This window comes from Microbacterium sp. ACRRU, from assembly GCF_022346945.1.
Classification (GTDB): domain Bacteria; phylum Actinomycetota; class Actinomycetes; order Actinomycetales; family Microbacteriaceae; genus Microbacterium; species Microbacterium mcarthurae.
This window is the reverse complement of sequence record NZ_JAKRNI010000005.1, coordinates 15086-32946: the sequence shown is the minus strand read 5'-3', so window position 1 is coordinate 32946 and position 17861 is coordinate 15086. Positions and strand designations below refer to the sequence as shown.

At 70.3% G+C, this 17861-nt stretch carries 17 protein-coding genes and 1 tRNA gene; 6 read left to right on the top strand and 12 right to left on the bottom strand.

Annotated elements, in window-relative coordinates; genetic code table 11:
* Nucleotides 1–112: 112 nt before the first annotated feature.
* Complete coding sequence (locus tag MHY30_RS04625; protein WP_239275499.1) at nucleotides 113–706, top strand: hypothetical protein; 594 nt, start codon at nucleotides 113–115, stop codon at nucleotides 704–706.
* Nucleotides 707–736: 30 nt separating this feature from the next.
* Here MHY30_RS04625 and MHY30_RS04620 read toward each other — a convergent pair whose 3' ends face one another.
* The 6 genes from MHY30_RS04620 to MHY30_RS04595 form a co-directional block, all read right to left on the bottom strand.
* Nucleotides 737–1459 (bottom strand): potassium channel family protein, encoded by a 723-nt coding sequence (locus MHY30_RS04620; protein ID WP_239275497.1) that lies wholly within the window; start codon nucleotides 1457–1459, stop codon nucleotides 737–739.
* A 75-nt stretch (nucleotides 1460–1534) separates the two neighbouring features.
* Nucleotides 1535–1981, bottom strand: a complete 447-nt coding sequence (locus MHY30_RS04615) for a heat shock protein transcriptional repressor HspR (protein ID WP_239275495.1) — start codon at nucleotides 1979–1981, stop codon at nucleotides 1535–1537.
* A 67-nt stretch (nucleotides 1982–2048) separates the two neighbouring features.
* A complete protein-coding gene (locus tag MHY30_RS04610) occupies nucleotides 2049–3035 on the bottom strand; it encodes a DnaJ C-terminal domain-containing protein (RefSeq protein ID WP_239275493.1) in 987 nt (328 codons plus the stop codon).
* A gap of 8 nt (nucleotides 3036–3043) precedes the next feature.
* On the bottom strand, nucleotides 3044–3652 hold the full coding sequence (gene grpE, locus MHY30_RS04605; protein WP_239275491.1) for a nucleotide exchange factor GrpE: 609 nt from the start codon (nucleotides 3650–3652) through the stop codon (nucleotides 3044–3046).
* A 12-nt stretch (nucleotides 3653–3664) separates the two neighbouring features.
* Nucleotides 3665–5533: a molecular chaperone DnaK gene (gene dnaK / locus MHY30_RS04600; protein ID WP_239275488.1), complete on the bottom strand. Its 1869-nt coding sequence runs from the start codon at nucleotides 5531–5533 to the stop codon at nucleotides 3665–3667.
* A 420-nt stretch (nucleotides 5534–5953) separates the two neighbouring features.
* Nucleotides 5954–7696, bottom strand: coding sequence for a DEAD/DEAH box helicase (locus MHY30_RS04595; RefSeq protein WP_239275486.1), 1743 nt, complete (start codon nucleotides 7694–7696; stop codon nucleotides 5954–5956).
* A gap of 138 nt (nucleotides 7697–7834) precedes the next feature.
* Here MHY30_RS04595 and MHY30_RS04590 point away from each other — a divergent pair, with 138 nt between their 5' ends.
* Nucleotides 7835–9217, top strand: coding sequence for an MFS transporter (locus MHY30_RS04590; protein WP_239275699.1), 1383 nt, complete (start codon nucleotides 7835–7837; stop codon nucleotides 9215–9217).
* A 102-nt stretch (nucleotides 9218–9319) separates the two neighbouring features.
* Here the strand turns inward: MHY30_RS04590 and MHY30_RS04585 are convergent, their stop codons facing one another.
* Nucleotides 9320–9835 carry a MarR family winged helix-turn-helix transcriptional regulator gene (locus tag MHY30_RS04585; RefSeq protein ID WP_239275484.1) on the bottom strand — a complete coding sequence of 172 codons (516 nt, stop codon included), beginning with the start codon at nucleotides 9833–9835 and terminating at the stop codon, nucleotides 9320–9322.
* A gap of 109 nt (nucleotides 9836–9944) precedes the next feature.
* Here MHY30_RS04585 and MHY30_RS04580 point away from each other — a divergent pair, with 109 nt between their 5' ends.
* Nucleotides 9945–10742, top strand: coding sequence for a MarR family winged helix-turn-helix transcriptional regulator (locus MHY30_RS04580; RefSeq protein ID WP_239275482.1), 798 nt, complete (start codon nucleotides 9945–9947; stop codon nucleotides 10740–10742).
* 167 nt (nucleotides 10743–10909) lie between these two features.
* Here the strand turns inward: MHY30_RS04580 and dcd are convergent, their stop codons facing one another.
* Nucleotides 10910–11515, bottom strand: coding sequence for a dCTP deaminase (gene dcd, locus MHY30_RS04575; RefSeq protein ID WP_239275480.1), 606 nt, complete (start codon nucleotides 11513–11515; stop codon nucleotides 10910–10912).
* 242 nt (nucleotides 11516–11757) lie between these two features.
* On the opposite strand from dcd, the gene MHY30_RS04570 reads away from it, so the two are divergent.
* Nucleotides 11758–11831 (top strand) — tRNA-Gly (locus tag MHY30_RS04570).
* A gap of 80 nt (nucleotides 11832–11911) precedes the next feature.
* Here MHY30_RS04570 and MHY30_RS04565 read toward each other — a convergent pair.
* Nucleotides 11912–14422 (bottom strand): MMPL family transporter, encoded by a 2511-nt coding sequence (locus MHY30_RS04565; RefSeq protein WP_239275478.1) that lies wholly within the window; start codon nucleotides 14420–14422, stop codon nucleotides 11912–11914.
* A gap of 112 nt (nucleotides 14423–14534) precedes the next feature.
* On the opposite strand from MHY30_RS04565, the gene MHY30_RS04560 reads away from it, so the two are divergent.
* Entirely contained in the window at nucleotides 14535–15116 is a 582-nt protein-coding gene (locus MHY30_RS04560) for a TetR/AcrR family transcriptional regulator (protein ID WP_239275476.1), read from the top strand.
* Here the strand turns inward: MHY30_RS04560 and MHY30_RS04555 are convergent.
* The 3 genes from MHY30_RS04555 to MHY30_RS04545 all read right to left on the bottom strand — a co-directional run bounded on the left by MHY30_RS04555 (nucleotide 15113) and on the right by MHY30_RS04545 (nucleotide 16317).
* Nucleotides 15113–15562, bottom strand: a complete 450-nt coding sequence (locus tag MHY30_RS04555; protein ID WP_239275474.1) for a BLUF domain-containing protein — start codon at nucleotides 15560–15562, stop codon at nucleotides 15113–15115. The two genes, MHY30_RS04560 and MHY30_RS04555, sit on opposite strands and share 4 nt — an antisense overlap.
* Nucleotides 15562–15843, bottom strand: coding sequence for a hypothetical protein (locus tag MHY30_RS04550; protein ID WP_239275472.1), 282 nt, complete (start codon nucleotides 15841–15843; stop codon nucleotides 15562–15564). The genes MHY30_RS04555 and MHY30_RS04550 overlap by 1 nt, the downstream gene beginning before the upstream one ends.
* An 84-nt stretch (nucleotides 15844–15927) precedes the next feature.
* Entirely contained in the window at nucleotides 15928–16317 is a 390-nt protein-coding gene (locus MHY30_RS04545; protein ID WP_239275470.1) for an ester cyclase, read from the bottom strand.
* Nucleotides 16318–16444: 127 nt separating this feature from the next.
* On the opposite strand from MHY30_RS04545, the gene MHY30_RS04540 reads away from it, so the two are divergent.
* Nucleotides 16445–17752 (top strand): cytochrome P450, encoded by a 1308-nt coding sequence (locus tag MHY30_RS04540; RefSeq protein ID WP_239275468.1) that lies wholly within the window; start codon nucleotides 16445–16447, stop codon nucleotides 17750–17752.
* Nucleotides 17753–17861 lie beyond the last annotated feature (109 nt).

Below are 17861 nucleotides of genomic sequence, written 5' to 3'. Positions count from 1 at the left end.
ATTGCGGGAGCGCTTCCGCCGCAGGCGTACGCGAGCGCGGGGATCTGGCATCCACGCCCCCGACACCGGAATCTGCCAGGTGCCCGCGTGCCGGTGATCGTAGTCTGAGACCATGCCTCGTCTCCAGGCCGACGCCCCCGCCGACCTCTGGGTGCCCGTCACGGGTTCCCTCGGCTGGCGCGGCCGACGCCACCGCAAGGCGGCCATCCGCATGCTCTTGGCGCAGGCGAATCGCGCCGTCGGCGCGACCGAGCGTCCGGGAAGCGGTGTTTTCGCCTGGGTGGCGAGCCAGGCTGCGCCGCTTCTCATGCGCCGGGCAGCCGGCCGAGTACTCGTGTGGGTGTGGCGAACCGACCCCGATCTGCTCGTCGTGATGGCACAACTGCAGGAGGCGACGCCGCAGCTGCGAGCCGCCCGGGCCATGATGCCGATGGAGTACGACGACACCGAGGCCTTCCGCAACCCGCATCTCGGAGTGGGCGAGAAGCTCGCGATGCCGCTTCCCGCCGACGAACGCACCCCGCCATTCGCGACCTACACCTGGGACACCGGGGCGCACTTCGTCACCGTCACCGCGGTCTGCGCCGACCGTGAACGATTCGGCACGGTCATCGGCGCGGTCGACGACGTTGCGCGCACGCTGCGCGTCGTCGACGACCTGCGCGTCGGCGAGTCCGCCACGGTGCTGCGCCTCGATCCCGCGTAAGGTGCGGGCGCCCGCCGCGCGCGGGACGCGTCACCGCGACGGGGGCGTCGGGTCGTCGCCCTGGACGGTGGATGCCGGCTCCCGTCGCCGGGCGTGCGAGACGCGCTCCGAAGCCCACGACGAGATCGTCGCGACGATGAGCCCGACGAGCACCACGCCGCCGGCCATGAGGACGACGGCCGCGACGCGGCCCACGACCGTGACCGGGGCGTAGTCGCCGTACCCGACGGTCGTGACGGTGCAGAAGGCCCACCACACCGCGTCACCGAAGGTGAGGATGTTCGCGCCGGGAGCGTGCCGCTCCGCCTGCAGCACGACGAGCGACACCTGCCAGATGAGAAGCAGCACGCTACCGATGCCGTAGATGAGCAGCTCGGCCCGGAGGGAGCTGCCGACGGTGCGCGTGAAGCTCGCCAGGCGGGTCAGTGCCCCCAGCAGTCGCACCGGCCGCAGAGTGGGAACGAAGACCACGGCGAGGTCGAGCAGGTGATGGCGGAACCACGATCCGCGTGGAGCGGCCCACATCAGCCGGATCAGATAGTCGCCGGCGAAGACGAGCTGCGCTGCGAGCATGAAGATCCCCGTCACGCCCTGCCACGTGCCCCGCACGTCGCCGACCACCTGAGCGGTATACACGATGACCCAGAGCAACGCGAGCCCGGTCAGCGGCCAATAGGTCCACTTCTCCCAGCGCTTCGTCGCGGCAGTCTCCCCCCGCGCGCGCGGCGAGGGGTGTGCGGAGGACGGCGTCATCCTCGCACTCTACGGCCGCCGCTGCCCGCCGTCCCAGGCGCCCGAGCGATCGGCCGCGATCGTCGCCGCGCGCCGTCAGCCCTCGTCGTGGCCGAGGACGCCGTGCGGGCGCCACAGCACCACGTCCGTTGCGCGACGCACGCGTGCACCGTGACGGAGCGTTACGACCGAGCCCGTGGCGCCGGCGGCGAAGACCCGCGCACCGGGACGCGACTGCCGCTCGGCCATCAACTGACGCTCGAGGTCCGCGACGCGGCGCGAGAGGTCGTGCACGCGCTCCTCGAGGGCCAAGAGACGCGCGATCGCGGGCAGGCTCATGCCTTCGCTCGACAGTCGCGCGACCTCCCGCAACTGTTGCACGTGCCGGCTCGAGTATCGCCGCGATCCGCCCTGTGTGCGCGCGGGCACGACCAGACCCAGCCGGTCGTACTGCCGCAGCGTCTGCGGGTGCATGTTCGACAGCTCCGCGGCGACGGCGATCGCGAAGATCGGTGCGTCCTCGTCGAGTTCTCTCTCGGACACGGCCTCTCCTTTCGCGTCGATCGCCTGTCCCTGGCATCCGATTGTCCCGGATGCCAGGGACTCGGCGTTACTGTCGCGCCTTGGCCATGAGGTCGGCGCGGGGGTTTTCCTTCGGTTCGAGCGCGTGGAAGCGCTCGAGGGCCTCACGGGCCGCTTCATCGAGGTGGTCGGGCACGGCCACCTGGACTTCGGCGAGAAGATCGCCGGTGCCCTTGGACGAGTGGATGCCACGTCCCTTGACGCGGAGCACACGACCGGACGGGGTGCCCGGGGCGACCCGCAGCCGCACGGGGTCTCCGCCCAGGGTCGGCACCTCGATCGTGGCGCCGAGGGCCGCCTCGGTGAAGGTCACCGGGACCGTCAGCCGCAGGTTCAGCCCCTCGCGGGAGAACACCGGGTGCGGCCGAACGGCCACCGTCACCACGATGTCGCCGCTCTCGCCCCCGTCCGGGGACGGGCGGCCACGACCGCGCAACCGGATCTTCTGGCCGTCCGCGACACCCGCGGGGATCTTGACCTTGAACGGTACGTTGTCTTCGCCCTGCAGCGTGATCGTCTCGCCCTTCGCCGCGGTGACGAAGTCGAGCGTGGTGCGTGCCGTGACGTCGGCGCCTCGCTGCGGACCGCCGAAGCCCCGGTATCCGCCCGACGGCTGGCCGAAGCGACCCGACCCGAAGCCCGCCCCCTGCTGGTCGAACATCGAGAAGAAATCCTCGAATCCGCCCGCCGTGGTCCCACCGCGCTGCTGCCCGAACCGGCTGAAGACGTCGTCGAAGCCGCCGCCCGCACCGGATCCCGGCGCCGAGAAGCGCGCCCCCGAGCCCATGGCCCGGATCTGGTCGTACTCCTCGCGCTGCTCGGGGTCGTTCAGCACGGCGTACGCCTCGCTGATCTCCTTGAACTTCGCTTCGGCCTTCGCGTCGCCCGGGTTCGAGTCGGGGTGGTACTGGCGCGCGAGCTTGCGATACGTCTTCTTCAGATCGGCAGCACTCACGCCCTTGTCGACACCGAGGACCTTGTAGAAGTCCTTGTCGAACCAGTCCTGACTCGCCATGCGTCCTCCTACTCAGCCGGCACGGCGACGACGACCTTGGCCGGTCGCAGCTCGACGGAGCCGAGGCGGTAGCCCACCTCGACGACCTCGAGCACCGTGGCCTGGGTCACGCCCGGAGTGGGCGCCTGGAAGATCGCCTCGTGCTGCTGCGGGTCGAAGGGCTCACCGGCGGTGCCGTACGAGACCACTCCGAGCCGCTCGGCCACCGCGCGCACCTTCTCACCGATCGCGGCGAACGGGGTGCCTTCGACGAGGTCTCCGTGCTTCTCGGCGCGGTCGAGGTCGTCCATGACGGGCAGCAGGCCCTTCACGGCTTCGCCCTTGGCGCGTTCGATCTCGCGCTCGCGCTGCTCCTCCGTCCGCCGACGGTAGTTGGCGTACTCGGCCTGGAGCCGCTTGAGGTCGATCAGCAGCGAGGCCTCCTTGTCGGAGGAGGCGCCCTCTGCCGCGGCTTCGGGGGTCTGCTCGGCGCCGAGGATGTCCTCGATCGTCAGGCCCTCGGCATCCGGAGCCTGCTCGCCCGACGGCGCGGGGCCGGAGGTGTTCTCCTCCGGCCCCGTCGTCTCGTCAGGACCGGCGCCCGAGCCCTGGGGCTGTTCGTCGTCCTTGTGTGCCATCAGTTCTGTCGCTTACTTCTTGTCGTCGTTGTCGTCGTCGACCACTTCGGCGTCGATGACGTCTTCCTCGGGGTTCGGCGTCTCACCGTTGCCGGGCTGACCGACGTTGGGGTCGGCCTGCTCGCCCTGGGCCTGCGACGAGGCGTAGATGGCCTCGCCGAGCTTGCCCTGGCTGGCGTTGAGCTTGTCGAACGCGGTCTTGACCGCGTCGTCGTCGTCGCCGGCGAGCGCCGTCTTGAGGGCGTCGACGTCGGCCTGCACGTCGTTCTTGACCTCTTCGGGCAGCTTGTCCTCGTTGTCCTTGATCAGCTTCTCGATCGAGTACGACAGGGTCTCGGCCTGGTTGCGGGTCTCGGCGGACTCGCGGCGCTTCTTGTCTTCCGCCGCGTTCTCCTCGGCCTCGCGGACCATGCGCTCGATGTCCTCCTTGGGCAGCGACGAGCCGCCCGTGATGGTCATCGACTGCTCCTTGCCGGTGCCCTTGTCCTTGGCGGACACGTGCACGATGCCGTTGGCGTCGATGTCGAAGGTGACCTCGACCTGCGGGATGCCACGGGGAGCCGGGGCGATACCGGTGAGCTCGAAGGTTCCCAGCGGCTTGTTGTCGCGGGTGAACTCGCGCTCGCCCTGGAAGACCTGGATCGCGACCGACGGCTGGTTGTCGTCGGCGGTGGTGAAGGTCTCGCTGCGCTTGGTCGGGATGGCGGTGTTGCGCTCGATGAGCTTGGTCATGATGCCGCCCTTGGTCTCGATGCCGAGGCTCAGAGGGGTGACGTCGATGAGCAGCACGTCCTTGCGCTCACCCTTGAGGACACCGGCCTGCAGGGCGGCACCGACGGCGACGACCTCGTCCGGGTTGACGCCCTTGTTCGCGTCGCGACCGGTCTCCTTCTTCACCAGGTCGGCGACCGCGGGCATACGGGTCGAGCCGCCGACGAGCACGACGTGCGCGATGTCGTCGACCTTGACGCCGGCCTCACGGATGACATCCGAGAACGGCTTGCGGGTGCGGTCGAGCAGGTCCTTGGTGAGGTCCTCGAACTTGGCGCGGCTGAGCGTCTCGGACAGCGACACGGGGCCGGAGTCGGTGAGCGACAGGTACGGCAGGTTGATGGACGTCGAAGTCGAGCTCGACAGCTCCTTCTTGGCCTGCTCCGCGGCCTCCTTGAGGCGCTGCAGGGCGATCTTGTCGCCCGACACGTCGACACCGGTGGTGTCCTTGAACTGCTTGATCAGGTAGTCGACGACCCGCTGGTCCCAGTCGTCTCCACCGAGGCGGTTGTCACCGGCGGTGGCGCGCACCTGGATGGTCGAGAAGTCGTCGTCCTTGCCCACCTCGAGCAGCGACACGTCGAACGTTCCGCCACCGAGGTCGAAGACGAGGATGAGCTCGTCCTCCTTGCCCTTGTCGAGGCCGTACGCGAGGGCTGCGGCGGTGGGCTCGTTGATGATGCGCAGGACGTTCAGGCCCGCGATCTCACCGGCCTCCTTCGTGGCCTGACGCTCGGCGTCGTTGAAGTACGCGGGCACCGTGATGACGGCATCCGTCACGCTGTCGCCCAGGTACTCCTCGGCGTCGCGCTTGAGCTTCTGGAGGATGCGCGCGGAGATCTCCTGCGGCGTCCACTTCTTGCCGTCGACGTCGAACGTCCAGGTCGTGCCCATGTGGCGCTTGACGGACGAGACGGTGCGGTCGACGTTGGTCACGGCCTGGCGCTTGGCGGTCTCGCCGACGAGCACCTCGCCATCCTTGGTGTACGCGACGACCGAGGGGGTCGTGCGGAAGCCTTCGGCGTTAGCGATGACCTTGGGCTCGCCACCCTCGAGCACGCTCACGACGGAGTTGGTCGTCCCGAGGTCGATTCCCACTGCACGTGGCATATGTGTCTCCTTGATCATGAGCCGGGCGGATGCCACGACTCGGGGTTTGCGGAAAGTCTGCTGCGCGGGTTGAGCCGCGATGACTCAAGGCTATCGCAGGCCCCTCGCGACGTCAAGCAGACTTGATATGAATTGGCTCAACTTCCGGTGTCGCGCCCCACCCAGCGCCGCCGCCCGTCGTCCCCGCGCCCCGGCCCCCCGCGGCCGCGACAGCATCGGGGCGCCATCCGTGCACCGGGGCGGTCGATAGACGCCCCATTGCACGAGTTCCGCCCCGCACGGATCCGGGGGGGCGACGGACCACCGGCCAGGAGCGCGACACGGCCCGGCCGAAGTCGGCACCTCGCGAGCGACGCGGACGTGGACGCCGACGCCCCCGCAACCGAGAGGTCACGGGGGCGTCGAAGGGATGCCGTGGGCTCAGTCGCGGTCGCGCGGGCGGCGCTGCGGCCGGTCGCTGCGCTTCGCCGAGCGACCGCCCTGGTCGAGGCGCAGGTCGATGAGCACGCCCGAGATGCGCGTGTCGGTCAGGCGGTCGAGGGTGTCGCGAGACAGATCCGCCGGCAACTCGACGAGCGAGAAGTCCTGCCGGATCTGGATCGCCCCGAAGTCGTTGCGGCGAAGGCCCCCCTCGTTGGCGAGGGCACCCACGATCTGACGCGGCTCCACTCGCTGCCGACGACCCACGGCGATGCGGTAGGTCGCGAAGCGGGCGTCGCGCTCGCGGCGCGGGCCCCCGTCGCGTCCTCCTTCGCGAGGAGCGCGATCGCGGTCGCGGTCGAACCGCGGCTGAGCGATCGTCTCCTCCTCGAGCAACAGCGGGGTGTCGCCCTGCGCGACAACGGCGAGCGCGGCGGCGACGTCCGCCTCGGGCACGTCGTGGTGCGCGACGTAGTGCGCGACGACGTCGCGGAACGTCGCGATCGCGGCGGTGTCCTCGAGCGCGGCGGTGATCGCGTCGTCGAAGCGCGTGAGGCGCGTGGCGTTGACATCATCGACGCTCGGCAGCGACATCTCGGTGAGCGGCTGGCGCGTGGCCTTCTCGATCGCGGTGAGCATGCGGCGCTCGCGCGGCGTGACGAAGCTGATGGCATCCCCGGTCCGGCCCGCGCGGCCGGTGCGGCCGATGCGGTGCACGTACGACTCGGTGTCGATCGGGAGGTCGTAGTTGACGACGTGGCTGATGCGCTCGACGTCGAGACCGCGCGCGGCCACGTCGGTGGCGACGAGGATGTCGAGCTTGCCGGCCTTGAGCTGGTTCACCGTGCGCTCGCGCTGCACCTGGGCGACGTCGCCGTTGATCGCGGCGGCGGTGTATCCGCGGGCACGGAGCTTCTCGGCGACCGTCTCGGTCTCGTTCTTCGTGCGGGTGAAGACGATCATGCCCTCGAAGTTCTCGACCTCGAGGATGCGCGTGAGGGCGTCGATCTTCTGCTGGTACGACACCACGAGGTAGCGCTGGGTGATGTTCGCCGAGGTCGTCGTCTTGGTCTTGACGGTGATCTCTTCGGGATCGTTCAGGTACTGCGCGGAGATGCGACGGATCTGCGCCGGCATCGTGGCCGAGAACAGCGCCACCTGCTTGTCGGCCGGGGTGTCGGCGAGGATCGTCTCGACGTCCTCCGCGAAGCCCATCTTCAGCATCTCGTCGGCCTCGTCGAGCACGAGGTACTTCAGCTCGCTGAGGTCGAGGGTGCCCTTGTCGAGGTGGTCCATGATGCGACCGGGCGTTCCCACGACGATGTCGACGCCGCGGCGCAGTGCCGACAGCTGCTGGCCGTAGCCCTGGCCACCGTAGACGGGCAGCACCGAGACACCCTTGATGTGCGCCGCGTACTTCTCGAACGCCTCGCACACCTGCAGCGCGAGCTCGCGGGTCGGGGCGAGCACGAGAGCCTGCGGGTTCTTGTGGCCGGTCTCCATCTGCGACAGCACGGGAAGCGCGAACGCGGCGGTCTTCCCGGTTCCGGTCTGGGCGAGGCCCACGACGTCGCGGCCCTGGAGGAGAACCGGAATGGTCGCGGCCTGGATGGCCGACGGGGTCTCGTACCCGACGTCCTTGAGGGCCTTGAGCACGGCGGCATCCAGTCCCAGGTCGGCGAAGGTGAGCTGCTCGGGGGCGTTGTCCGCCTCGGCTGCGGGGACGGGGGTTTCGGATGCCATGACTCCACGGTAGTCCGCCACCCCGGGAAACCCCCGCTCGAGGACCTTCGAGGGTCTAGCCTGAGCGCACGCGCCGACGACGACGCGTCCTCGCGCGTCGTATCCGCGCGTTCACCGAAGGGTCCTAGCGTGAGCGACATGTCCACTCCCGGCGCCGCGCCCGCGGCATCCATTCCCACCGAAAAGGGTCGCCGCCCGGTCCTGGCCTGGGCGCTGTGGGACTGGGGGTCGGCGGCCTTCAACGCCGTCGTCACGACCTTCGTCTTCAGCACCTATCTGTCGAGCACGCTGTTCGTCGACCCCGCGATCGTGGCCGCCGCCGGGGACGACGAGCGCAACCCCGAACTGGTGAAGGCCCTGGCGGAGAACGCCGCGGTGGTCGCCAACGCGCTGATGTTCGCCGGCATCGCGGTCGCGCTCCTCGCCCCCGTGCTGGGTCAGCGCAGCGACGGCACGGGTCGGCGCAAGCTGTGGCTCGGCGTCAATACGGGCGTCGTGGTGCTCGCGATGGCGGCGATGGTCTTCGTCGACGGCACGCCCGGCTACCTCGTGCTCGGCGCGACGCTGCTGGCGGTGGGCAACGTGTTCTTCGAGTTCGCCAGCGTCAACTACTACGCGATGCTGTCGCAGGTCTCCACGCGCGAGAACATCGGCCGCGTCTCGGGCTTCGGCTGGGGCATGGGGTACGTCGGGGGCATCGTGCTGCTGCTCGTGCTGCTCGTGCTGTTCATCCAGGGCTTCGGGAACCCGGATGCCGCGGGCCTGCTCGCCGTGTCGAAGGACGGCGGTCTCAACGTGCGGCTGGCGGTGCTGGCATCCGCGGTCTGGTTCGCGGTCTTCGCCATCCCGGTGCTCCTGCGGGTGCCGGAGATCCCCGCGCAGAGTCGCCGCGTGCGCGTCGGCTTCCTGCAGTCGTACGTGCTGCTGTGGGGCACGCTCCGGTCGCTGTGGCGCGACAGCCGCCCGGTGCTGCTGTTCCTCGTCGCCAGCGCGGTCTTCCGCGACGGACTCGCCGGCGTCTTCACCTTCGGCGCGATCATCGCGGCGCAGGTGTTCGGGTTCTCCTCGACCGAGGTGCTGTACTTCGCCGTCGCCGCGAACGTGGTCGCCGGTGTCAGCACGATGTTCGCCGGACGCCTCGACGACCGCTTCGGTCCCAAGCGCGTCATCGTGTTCTCGCTGTCGGGGCTCATCGTGCTGGGCACCGTCATCCTGTTCATCGGCACGTCGCAGCCGGCGTTCTGGGTCGCGGGCTTGGCGCTGGGGCTGTTCGTGGGTCCGGTGCAGTCGGCCAGCCGCACCTATCTCTCGCGGGCGACGCCCGAGGGTCGCGAAGGCGAGATGTTCGGCCTGTACGCCACGACGGGCCGGGCGGTGTCGTTCCTGGCGCCGGGGCTGTTCGCGTTGTTCGTGTCCCTCACGGGGGACACGCGCCTGGGGATCCTCGGCATCGTGCTGATCCTCGCGGTGGGGCTCGCGCTGATGATCCCGGTGCAGAACCGCGGAGCGGCGATCCGCTGACGCGGGCGGGGCCCCGAGGGGGCGTCGCCCCCGCGGAGCGGCTCCTCCGAGATCGACCTCGCGCCGTGGCATCCCCCGTCCCGGCGGAAGGATGCCGCGGGCTCAGCCCTGCGGCCAGGCGTCGGCGAACTTCGTGAGGAGCCGGGCGAATTCGGCCCGCTCGGCGTCGGTGAACGATGCCAGCGCGGAGCGCACGGCATCCCGGCGTCGGCCGCGGACTCCCGACACGAGCCGCTCGCCCTCCGGCGTCACGCGCACCCGCGTGCGACGCGCGTCCTCGGGATCGGTTTCGCGTTCGACGAGGTGCATCTGCACGCCCTGCTGCACCAGACGAGACGCGCGCGGCTGATCGACGCCGACCGCGTCGGCGATCTCACTCACCGACAGGGGGGCGGAGGCGGAGACGAGGGCGTCGAGCATGCGCAGGCGTGCGACGCCGGCGAACCGCCCCTGACCCGGATCGCCCCACGGCGGACCCCCGTGGAACGGATGGGCTCCGTGCCCCGGGTGCTCGTGGGGGTGCGGGCGACCATGACCGCCGCCGAAGGGCGGGCGCGGACGACGACCGCGCAGGGTGGCGAGGGCGGCGGCGATCTCGTCGGCGGGGTCAGCGGTCACAGCCCGACTTTACATGTCGCTTGACATGCGTCGGGAATGCATGTCACAGTGCATCTGTTGTCACATGACATGTAATTGGCGGAACTTCCGCCGACGAAAGGAACACCCCATGAACACCTCCGCACCTCTGGACCCCCGCAGCCTCGCCCACCGCCTGACGATGGTCGGTCACGCGCTGCACCATCGCCTGTTCGCGCAGCTGCGCGACAGCGACCTGCACCCCAAGACCCTCCTCGTGCTGAGCGCGATCGACGGCCGCATCGACGCCCCGTGGGTCATCGACCGCCTCGCGCGCGGCGGCACGCGCGTCACGGCCCTGGCCGAGCGCGGGTGGATCGTACGCACGGACGACGGCTGGGCACTGACCGACGAAGGCCGTGCGGTCCTCGATCGGGTGGATGCCGATCGCTCGACGCTCCTCGCCGACATTCCCGCCGACGAGCTCGACCGTCTCGTCGCCGCGCTCGACGCGGTGTCGGCGGCGCTCGGCATCGACGAAGCCGACACGGCGGCGTTCGGCCGCGGGCGCGGCCCGGGCATGCGCGGCTTCGGGCGCGGCTTCGGCTTCCCGGGGCGCGGTCGGGGTCCCGCCTTCGGCCCTGGCGCGCACGGCTTCGAGCCGGACGCCGGTGCCGGCGAGCACCACGGCCCCCGCGGCGACGATTACGGCCCCCGCGGCGACGACGGCGCCGACGGCCACATCCCCCACCACGAACGCGCGCACGCCGGTCACGGACGCGGCTGCGACCCGCGCGGCGGCCACGGACATCACCGTGCACACGCACACCACGGCCGGGGTCACGACGACCGCCGGTCCGCGCAGAGCGCTTACGAGCGCGGCTTCGACGCCGGTTTCCGTCGCGGCCGCGAGTCCTCGGCATCCGGTGAGCCCACGGCATCCGAGTGATCCTCGATAAACGCTTCTCGCGACGAGAAACACGTGCACACCGCGTTTCTGCCCGCGAATCGCGTTTATCGCGAGCGAGGACGCCGCCCACGCGCCGCCTCCCGAACGCAGAAACCGAACAGCCCCGCCGAGGTCGACTCGACGGGGCTGTTCTTCGTGCGGGCGGCTCAGCTGCCGGCGGCGCCGGCGTCGGTCGTGCCGACGTCGGTGCGATGGAAGTTCAGGGCCGAGCGCGACGCCGTCGGGCCGCGCTGCCCCTGGTACCGGTTGCCGTACGGCCCCGAGCCATAGGGGTTCTCGGCGGGCGAGGTGAGGCGGAAGTAGCAGACCTGCCCGATCTTCATGCCCGGCCAGAGCTTGATCGGCAGTGTCGCGACGTTCGACAGCTCGAGCGTGACGTGACCCGAGAAGCCGGGGTCGATGAAGCCGGCGGTGGAGTGGGTCAGCAGCCCGAGGCGGCCGAGCGACGACTTCCCCTCGAGGCGGGCCGCGACGTCGTCGGGCAGAGTGACGCGCTCGAACGTGGATCCGAGCGCGAATTCACCCGGGTGCAGGATGAACGGCTCGTCGGGCTCCACCTCGATGAGGCGCGTGAGCTCGGGCTGGTCCTCGGCCGGGTCGATGAACGGGTACTTGTGATTGTCGAACAGCCGAAAGTACCGGTCGAGGCGCACGTCGACGCTCGAGGGCTGCACCATGGCGGGATCGAAGGGGTCGAGCCCCAGGCGTCCGTCGGCGAGTTCGGCGCGGATATCGCGATCGGAGAGCAGCACGGCCCCAGCCTAGGCCGTGGGGTCGGAGTGCGTGACGCCGGACTCCCCGGCCCCCGTCACTCGGCAGCGAGATCACCTGCGTTTCGCGAAACGACCCGCAATCGCGCCGAATCGGGGGGCATCTCGGCATCCACGGGTCATCTGGCGAGGGTCGACGCGCCAGGACGGCCCGAGCATCGACGCGGCGCACCCGAATGCCGAGGAAGACGCTGTTATGCTGGCGGAAGTGCCGTACGGCGCTCGGGGCTGTAGTTCAATGGCAGAACTTCTGCTTCCCAAGCAGACAGCGCGGGTTCGATTCCCGTCAGCCCCTCCAGAGGTCCGACAGACCGGCGCAGCCGGTGTGCCGGACCTTTCGCGTGAGGCACCGCCTGGCGTCGGGTGGGCGCCCGGCGCTCAGTGGTGAGCCGGATGCCGCCGTTCGAGCGCGGCGCCCTCGACGTCGACGTTCGGGATGACGCGGTCGAGCCAGCGAGGCAGCCACCACGCCGACCGGCCGAGAAGGTGCATGACCGCGGGCATGAGCAGCATCCGGACGACGAACGCGTCGAGCAGCACACCCACCGCGAGGCCGAGGCCGAACGACTTGATGATCACCGCCTCGCTCGTGACGAAGCCGCCGAACACGGCGATCATGATGATCGCGGCGGCGATGACGACCGTGCGTCCGGCGCGGAAGCCTTGCGCCACGGCCAGCCGTGCCGGAGATCCGTGCACGAACGCCTCTCTCATGCCGGTGGCGAGGAACAGCTGATAGTCCATCGCGAGCCCGAACAGGATGCCGACGAGGATGACCGGCAGGAAGCTCAGGATGGGCCCGGTCTGATGGATGCCGAGGAGGGGACCGAACCAGCCCCACTGGAAGATCGCGGTCACCGCGCCGTACGTCGCGAAGAGCGACAGCACGAATCCTCCCGTCGCCACGAGGGGGACGAGGAGCGAGCGGAAGACCATCACCATGATGAGGAACGACAGTCCGACGACGACCGTGAGGTACAGCGGCAGGATGTCGGCGAGCCCCTCGGAGATGTCGATGTTGATGGCCGCCTGGCCGGCGACGCCGAGCGTGATGTCGCCGTCGACGGGCGGCAGGGCGCGCAGATCGCGCACCAGACGTTCGGTCGACTCGCTGCTGGGCCCCTCGGCCGGCACGACCTGGAAGGCGGCGAGGCGCGAATCGTCCGAGACCGCGACGGGAGCGACCGCGACGACGTCGTCCTGCGCGGCGAGCACGCGCGCCACCTCGAGCTGCGCCTCCTGCACCTGGACGTCGCCGAGTCCCTCGGGCAGGTCGGCGGTGACCAGGAGCGGTCCGTTCACGCCCTGACCGAACTCGCGCTCGGTGATCGTGTAGGCGCGGTAGGCCGTCGAGTCCTCCGCTTCGGAGCCGCCGTCGGGGAGCCCGAGTCGCATCGACAGGGCCGGGATGGCGATGACCAGCAGCGCCACGATCGAAACGACGACCGTGACGACGGCGCGCAGCCCCGACATGGGGCGCACGCGCGAGCGCGACGTGTCTGCGCTGTCGGCGGCACGCACGGCACGTTCGCGCGCGCGTCTGCTCAGCACTCGGCCCTTCGCGAGCCCGAGGAACGCCGGGATGAGCGACACCGCGATGAGCACGGCGATCGCGACGCTGATCGCACCGGCGGTTCCCATGAGACCCAGGAACGGGATGCCGGTGATGTTCAGCGCGAGGAGCGCCACGATCACGGTGGTCCCGGCGAACACGACCGCGGTGCCCGCGGTGCCGTTGGCCAGACCGATGGATTCGACGACGTCGGCTCCCTGCAGGAGCTGACGGCGGTGGCGGTACACGATGAAGAGCGCGTAGTCGATGCCCACCGCGAGGCCGAGCATCACGCCCAGGAACGGGGTGACGGATGCCATCTGGATGACGCCCGAGAACGACAGGGTTGCCGTGGCGCCGATGGCGACGCCGACGAGCGCGGTCACGATGGGGAAGGCCGCGGCCAGCACCGATCCGAGCACGACGACGAGCACGATGGCGGCGATCGCGACGCCGATGGCCTCGCCCACGCCGAGGATCTCGGGGATGCCCTGCGAGATGTCGGTCGAGATGCCCACTTCGACGCCGTCGATGGGGGTGCCCTCGAAGTGCTCGATGACGGCATCCTTCGATTCCTGCGCCAGCTCGAGGCGGGGTTCGGTGAACGACACGTTGACGATGGCGGTGGAGCCGTCGTCGGAGACCACGCGGATGCCATCGGCATACGACAGCAGCTCTGCGCCGCGCTCCAGTTCGGCCTCGGAGGCGTCGAGCGTGGCCAGGCCGTCGCGCACCTGCTGTTCGCGGGCGTCCAGCTCGGCCCTCCCGGCATCCAACTGGGCCTGCTGCGGATCGAGGGCGGCGAGTCCGGCCCTGCGCTGCGGCTCGGGAGCGGCCTGCAGCTGCGCGCGGGCGGCATCCAGCTGCGCCTGTCCCGCCTCGAGCTCCTGGCGGGCGGCGTCGAGCTGCTGGCGACCGCCTTCCGCCTGCTCTCGCCCGGCGGCGATCTGAGCACGTCCGTCTTCGACCTGCTGCCGTCGATCGGCGAGCTCCTGCGACGTCGCGAACGGGTCGATGACGTCGGCCACGTCGGGCAGGTCGCGCGCCGATTCGACGAGCGCAGCGATCTCCCGGCGCTGCTCGTCGCTGAGGCTTGCGCCGTCCTCGGTGGAGAAGACGATGGTGCCGCTCGCGCCGCTGAAGTCCGGGAGCTCCTCTTCGAGCTGGGCGATCACGTCGCCGGACGCCGTTCCGGGGATGTCGAAGCTGGAGGACAGCCCCCTGAAACCGACGAGGAACCCGCCGACGGTGACGGCGAGGATCAGCGTCCACGTGGCGATGACCACCCACGCGCGGCGTGCCGCGAACGCGCCCAGTCGGTGGAGAAGCTCGGCCATCGGCGTCCTTCGGCTCGTAGAATCGGTGGCTCGCGACCGAGTCCCCGGAGGGCGCCGGCGGGCCGCCCAAAAGATAACACGCACCGTCTCGTCTAGAGTGGGAGGAGCCTCCATGGCACAGACCCGTACGGGTCCCGTCCGCAGCGAAGCCGCTCGTCGGTCGATCCTCACCGCCGCCGCCGAGATCTTCGCGGAGCGCGGGTACGACCACTTGACGATCGAGGGCATCGCCGCCCGCGCGGGCGTCGGTAAGCAGACGATCTACCGGTGGTGGTCGTCCAAGAGCGACATCGTCGCCGAGTGCCTCCTCGAGCGCGACCTGCTCCCGCGGCAGCTCTCCCTTCCCCAGACCGGCGACATCCGCCGCGACCTCACCGTGTGGCTGCACTCGATCGCCTCGGTCATCGACAGCGACGCCGGGGAACCCCTCATCCGCTCGCTGATCGCCGCGGCGACCGAGAACGCCGAGATCGGGCGCCGGCTGCGCGACAGCCTCGCCGACGCCGACTCACTCGCCGACCGTCTGCGTGCCGCTGCCGGCATCGAGCCGAACCTTGCCCCCGATGCCCCGTTCACGGAACTGTCCGAGGCACTCGTCGGCGCGATCATCCTGCGCGTGCTGAGTCGGTCGCCGATGGACGACGCGGTCATCGACCGGCTTCTGATCGCCGTCCTCGGGCCGTCGCGCCCTTAGGCGACGCGGCGCGGAGCGGCGACCGACCGCACGCGGAACCACAGCGCCAGCTCACCGAGGGCGCGAGCGGTGAGCGTCTCGTCTCCCGAGTCGAGGTCGTCGAAGCTGTCACGGAAGCCGGCTGGAGGCGGCGTCGCCGCTGCCCCGATCGGCTCGTACCCCATCGTCCAGTCGGCGAACCGGCGCTTCTCGATCGGCTCCGCCACCAGGATCCGGACATCACGGTGGCGCGGATCGTTGCCGATGCGGTCGATGGCATCCCGGACCGCCGGCTCCGGACCCTCGAGCACCTGCAGGAACCGGCCCTTCCGGTACAGCAGCAAGCCGGAGAGGTCGGTGGCGACGTTCGAGACGCGGCTGGCCTCGAGGAGCTGGGCCAGGGCGTCGTCGTCGAACGGCACCGCCGCGGTGCTCGAATACGTCAGCGAGAACAGATCCGCGGTCATCAGCGCACCACCGGCCCAGAGGAGACGTCAGGGATCTGACGCAGTTCGATCTCGGAATCCACACCCGTCACGTCGTCGTGTGCGTGAGCGACGGCCGCCATCGCCGCGACGAGCGCCGGGAAACGCCCCACGGGGCGGGAGCGCCCGTTATAGGCTAGGTAGCTCCCGTCCGCCTCCCGGTCGATGTAGCCGAGGAAAGCCCCGCGCGCGCTCGCGACATGGAATCCCTCCTCGACACGCGCCCACACGACCCCGGAACCGGGTCGATCGTCAGCAGTCATGCGTGTGTCCTCTCACCCCTCGCGGGGTTTCCGAACGTATCCGGGCGCGCGTCGCGGAGGAGCCGCTTGACAGACGGCGCGGAGTCAGATCAGGGCCGCGCGGATGGCATCCGCGTCGTCGGTTCCGGATGCCTCGACGATGCGGCCGTTCGCGACCCGGTACATCGCGAACGAGGCGATGCTGACCCGTCGGCGCGTCGGCGGGATGCCGTGGAACACACCGGTGTGGGCGCCGCCCCCGCGGAGGTGAACGGCGAGGCGATCCTCCTCGACGAGCACCTGGATCCGGCGCCACTGCCAGTCCGGGAACCCGTGCAGGAGGTCGGCGTAGTCGGAGAGCCACGCCTCGGCCCCCGCGGGCAGATGCGCGCGCCGGACGTCCGGCGCGAGGAGCCCGCGCAGACCCTCACCGTCGTGGCGGTTGAGCGTGTCGAGGAACTCCTGGAACCACTCGCGCATCTCCCAGGGCTCCACCGGTCCATTATCGACGGCGGCAGACGGTCGGGCCGGCCCCGGGCGGGAAACCGAACCGCGCTATCACACGGCGACTCTGGACGCCGCCCCCTGGGCGCCGAAAGCCCGGGGTGGAACCGTGATCGGCATGGCATCCCTCCCGGCCCCGCTCCGTGACGACTCGCTCTCGCTCCTGATCCGCGGCTATGGCTTCGGAGCCCACGTGTGGCGCAGAGCCGGGCGCGGCGCCCGCGCCGTCCCCTTCCGTCTGCTCGGGCGCCCCGCGCTTCTCGTCCGCGGCGAAGAGGGGGTGCGGCTGTTCTACGACGAATCGCGCATCCGGCGCCACGGAGCCATGCCGGCATTCATTCAGGAATCGCTCTTCGGCCACGGCTCTGTGCATAGTCTCGACGGCGACGACCATCGCCATCGCAAGGCCACCTTCGTCGACGTTCTCTATGACGACACCGAAGTGCAGCGCCTGCTTCCGGAGATCGAACTCGAGTGGCGTAGCGAACTGGACGCCTGGGTGGCCGGGGGCGAGCAGACCGCGTACGACGCCGCGGTGGGGGCGCTGGGCCGCGCGATCATGCGGTGGGCGGGAATTCCCGGCACCGCGGCGGCGCGGACACGCTGGGCTCGTCGTCAGGCGCAGATCGTCGACGGTTTCGGCGTCCCCTACTCCCCCGAGTTCCTCCTCGCCCTGGTCAATCGGCGCTGGTCGGACCGGCACGCGGAGGAGCTCATCGACGCCGTGCGTGCGGGCACGTTGCACCCGGACGCGGGCACCGCGCTCGCCGCATGGGCCCACCACCGCGACCGTGAGGGCGCCCTGCTGCCGGCCCGCCGGGCGGGCGTCGAGCTGCAGAACAGCTTCCGCCCGATGATCGCCGTGGCTCGGTTCGTTGCGTTCGCCGCCAAGGAACTGCACGACCGGCCGGAGTGGCGCGAACGGATCGCGGCCGAGACCGCCGAGCGAGGGCACCTGGTCGGCGGTGAGCTCGCAACGATGTTCGCCCAGGAGATCCGCCGCACCGCGCCCTTCGTGCCGATGCTGCCGGCGTGGGCCACGACCGATATCGAGCTCGACGGTCAGCGCGTGCCACAGGGGGGCCGGGTGCTGCTCGACATCCTCGGCACGGACACCGACGCACGGGAATGGACGCGAGCGCCGCAGTTCGACCCCGAACGATTCCGCGGCGTCGACGACTACGAAGCCCTCACCGCGTTCGTTCCGCACGGCGGTGCAGGTGTCGCTACCGGACACCGATGCCCCGGTGAGAAGCTCGCGATCGCGGGACTCGCGGCAGCGATCGCCACCCTCAGCGACCCCCGTATCCGCATCAGCGGGCGAGGTCTCGAGGTGAACCGGCGACGGATGCCGACGAAGCCGCGTTCGGGCGGACGTGTGCGCCGCGCCGACGCACCGTCGGGCTGCCCGTTCCATCGGGGCTGAACACCCCCGCACCCACCCCATCGGCGACGGCGGGGGCCGTTCCTTCGTGTGCGACTGACGGCATCACGCGATGCTGTCAACCCGCTTCGGCGAATACGTCACGGTCCCT

Coding starts and splice junctions, on each gene's coding strand:
- grpE (WP_239275491.1), bottom strand. CDS start 3,652: ATGGCACACAAGGACGACGAACAGCCCCAGGGCTCGGGCGCCGGTCCT.
- MHY30_RS04590 (WP_239275699.1), top strand. CDS start 7,835: ATGTCCACTCCCGGCGCCGCGCCCGCGGCATCCATTCCCACCGAAAAG.
- MHY30_RS04555 (WP_239275474.1), bottom strand. CDS start 15,562: ATGACCGCGGATCTGTTCTCGCTGACGTATTCGAGCACCGCGGCGGTG.
- MHY30_RS04625 (WP_239275499.1), top strand. CDS start 113: ATGCCTCGTCTCCAGGCCGACGCCCCCGCCGACCTCTGGGTGCCCGTC.
- MHY30_RS04610 (WP_239275493.1), bottom strand. CDS start 3,035: ATGGCGAGTCAGGACTGGTTCGACAAGGACTTCTACAAGGTCCTCGGT.
- MHY30_RS04550 (WP_239275472.1), bottom strand. CDS start 15,843: ATGACTGCTGACGATCGACCCGGTTCCGGGGTCGTGTGGGCGCGTGTC.
- dnaK (WP_239275488.1), bottom strand. CDS start 5,533: ATGCCACGTGCAGTGGGAATCGACCTCGGGACGACCAACTCCGTCGTG.
- MHY30_RS04580 (WP_239275482.1), top strand. CDS start 9,945: ATGAACACCTCCGCACCTCTGGACCCCCGCAGCCTCGCCCACCGCCTG.
- MHY30_RS04595 (WP_239275486.1), bottom strand. CDS start 7,696: ATGGCATCCGAAACCCCCGTCCCCGCAGCCGAGGCGGACAACGCCCCC.
- MHY30_RS04620 (WP_239275497.1), bottom strand. CDS start 1,459: ATGACGCCGTCCTCCGCACACCCCTCGCCGCGCGCGCGGGGGGAGACT.
- MHY30_RS04565 (WP_239275478.1), bottom strand. CDS start 14,422: ATGGCCGAGCTTCTCCACCGACTGGGCGCGTTCGCGGCACGCCGCGCG.
- MHY30_RS04560 (WP_239275476.1), top strand. CDS start 14,535: ATGGCACAGACCCGTACGGGTCCCGTCCGCAGCGAAGCCGCTCGTCGG.
- MHY30_RS04540 (WP_239275468.1), top strand. CDS start 16,445: ATGGCATCCCTCCCGGCCCCGCTCCGTGACGACTCGCTCTCGCTCCTG.